This is a genomic window from Paenibacillus ihuae, assembly GCF_001368795.1.
Classification (GTDB): Bacteria; Bacillota; Bacilli; order Paenibacillales; family Paenibacillaceae; genus Paenibacillus_AQ; species Paenibacillus_AQ ihuae.
In genome coordinates, this window is sequence record NZ_LN831198.1 from 1,235,345 (window position 1) to 1,237,936 (window position 2,592).

Consider the following 2,592-nt stretch of genomic DNA (forward strand, 5'->3'; position numbering starts at 1 on the left):
GATGAGGTGCCTCATATCTTTGACCGCTTCTACCGGGCGGATGAATCACGGGGCATTACGGAAGGAATCGGCCTCGGGCTCTCAATTGCCAAATGGATTATCGATGAACATGGCGGCTCTGTAGAAGTGGTAACCCGTCAGGGAGAGGGCACCACCTTCATTATCTGGCTGCCGCTTCTCTTTGCTCCGCCGCTGGAATAGGGTATAATAGATCAGGTCCTATTACAGCTGTCATTGACTGCAGAAAGCCGGTGAAAATACATGGAAGTCCTCAAAATATCTCCACGGGGCTATTGCTACGGTGTCGTCGATGCCATGGTTATGGCACGGCAGGCCGCACAAAATCTTGATCTGCCCCGGCCGATTTATATACTTGGCATGATTGTGCATAACACTCATGTTACGAATTCATTTGAAGACGACGGAATCATCACACTGGACGGGCATAACCGTCTGGATATTCTCGATAAAGTGGATAGCGGTACCGTCATCTTCACCGCTCACGGCGTATCTCCGGAAGTGCGCAAGATGGCCCGCGCCAAGGGGCTTACTACCGTTGACGCCACTTGTCCGGATGTGACGAAGACACATGATCTTATCCAGGAGAAAGTAGCAGAAGGCTACGAGATCATTTATATCGGCAAAAAAGGCCATCCGGAGCCCGAAGGCGCCGTTGGTATTGCTCCAGAGCATGTCCATCTGATTGAAAAGGAAGAAGAGATTGCCGGATTGTCTATCCCTTCCTCGCGGATCGTTATTACGAACCAGACCACGATGAGCCAGTGGGATATTAAGCATATTATGAAAAAGCTGCTGGAGACCTTCCCAGGTGCTGAAGTCCATAATGAGATTTGCATGGCTACACAGGTGCGCCAGGAAGCAGTAGCCGAGCAAGCCGGTCAATGTGATCTGGTGATTGTTGTCGGCGATCCGCGCAGCAACAACTCCAATCGTCTGGCTCAGGTATCGGAGGAAATTGCCGGTGTGCCCGCTCACCGGATCTCTGATGTATCCGAGCTGAACATAGCATGGCTGCAGGGGATTTCCAAGGTGGGGGTAACCTCAGGTGCCTCGACGCCAACCCCGATCACGAAGGAAGTCATCAGCTACCTGGAGCAATATGATCCGGCGCTGCCTGAGACTTGGGAGATTAAGCGGACAGTGAATATGGCGAAGCTTCTGCCGCCTGTAAAGAATAAGACGACAAGTGCAACCTAATGATTTGGAGTTATGAACTTATTTTTTGAGATATAAGCTGCACCTGGTTCCTGTTTGGGGCCGGGTGCATTTTCTTATGTTAAATACTTCCTGGTGGAAAGTGTTGGTAAATCAAGCATGTATTCCGGTAAAAAAAGTTGACGTAAGATGCAATATGCGGTAAAATCACTTTAGCGCTTAAAAGCACACACGCGTCGTAGCGAGATAGTATTTTATCATCAGCGGGACAATATTTTTGAGAATAAATGCCTAAAAAGGGGAGCTATAATATGATCGTTATTACATCCAATCAAACACCGCAGGACCAGGTAAATGATATTATTGCAGTTATTGAAAAAGAAGGCCTGCAGGTTCATCTTTCGCGGGGAGCGGATCATACGGTAATCGGTTTGGTTGGCGGAGTGACACCGAAGCTTGCGGAGCATCTGCGGCAGATGAAGGGCGTAGAGAATGTAGTGAAAATCACCAAATCCTACAAGCTGGCCAGCCGTGACTTTCATCCCGAGGATACTATTATTGATATCCGCGGTGTTAAGATCGGCGGGGAGAACCTCGTCATTATGGGCGGGCCTTGCGCCGTTGAGTCCCCTGAACAGATCGATGATATTGCCCGGCTGGTCAAGGCTTCCGGCGGCCAGGTGCTGCGCGGGGGCGCATTTAAGCCGCGGACGGGTCCTTACAGCTTCCAGGGTGTAGGTGTGGAAGGCCTGACTATGATGGCGGAGGCCGGCAGAAAACATGGCCTGCTTACCATCACTGAGGTTATGACTCCCGAGTATGTTGATATTTGTGCGGAGCACGCGGATATTCTGCAGGTAGGCACGCGCAATATGCAGAATTTCGATCTGCTGCGCAAGCTGGGCACCTGCGGCCGCCCGGTGCTGCTCAAACGCGGGTTCAGTGCAACCTACGATGAGCTGCTCAATGCGGCGGAGTACATCCTGGCCGGAGGTAACCGGGATGTTATGCTGTGCGAGCGCGGCATCCGGACCTTTGAAACTTACACACGCAATACGCTAGATCTGTCTGCTATTCCGGTGCTTCAGAATCTGAGCCATCTGCCGGTTATTTCTGATCCGAGCCACGGCACAGGCCGCCGCGAATTAGTAGAGCCTATGGCAAAAGCCTCAGTAGCTGCCGGTGCCAATGGTCTCATTATCGAAATGCATACCGATCCGGACAATTCCATGACAGGTGACGGGGTCCAATCCCTGTTCCCTGAGCAGTTTGATAAGCTGCTGAGAGATCTGGAGAAGCTTGCACCGATCGTGGGACGCAAGTTCTCAGATTCGCTTGAAGCCGCTCCGATCGCCTAATTCAACCAGGAAGAAATCGGTCTGGCTTACGGTCCTCTTTGCCGCTCACGGGCGGAGG

The 2,592-nt window shown here is 51.5% G+C and carries 3 protein-coding genes; all 3 read left to right on the top strand.

What is annotated here, in order from left to right; genetic code table 11:
- Positions 1–201 (top strand): ATP-binding protein (locus AQR02_RS05415; RefSeq protein WP_054939698.1); only part of this gene is annotated, 201 nt, incomplete at its 5' end.
- Positions 202–261: 60 nt separating this feature from the next.
- The gene (locus AQR02_RS05420) at positions 262–1,218 is read left to right on the top strand and encodes a 4-hydroxy-3-methylbut-2-enyl diphosphate reductase (protein ID WP_054939699.1); all 957 of its coding nucleotides are present in this window, start codon (positions 262–264) and stop codon (positions 1,216–1,218) included.
- Positions 1,219–1,487: 269 nt separating this feature from the next.
- On the top strand, positions 1,488–2,534 hold the full coding sequence (gene aroF, locus AQR02_RS05425) for a 3-deoxy-7-phosphoheptulonate synthase (protein ID WP_054939700.1): 1,047 nt from the start codon (positions 1,488–1,490) through the stop codon (positions 2,532–2,534).
- The last annotated feature ends 58 nt before the right edge of the window (positions 2,535–2,592 follow it).

What these genes read in the sequence shown, in the direction of transcription:
- AQR02_RS05420 (WP_054939699.1), top strand. Translation starts at nt 262, where the DNA reads ATGGAAGTCCTCAAAATATCTCCACGGGGCTATTGCTACGGTGTCGTC.
- aroF (WP_054939700.1), top strand. Translation starts at nt 1,488, where the DNA reads ATGATCGTTATTACATCCAATCAAACACCGCAGGACCAGGTAAATGAT.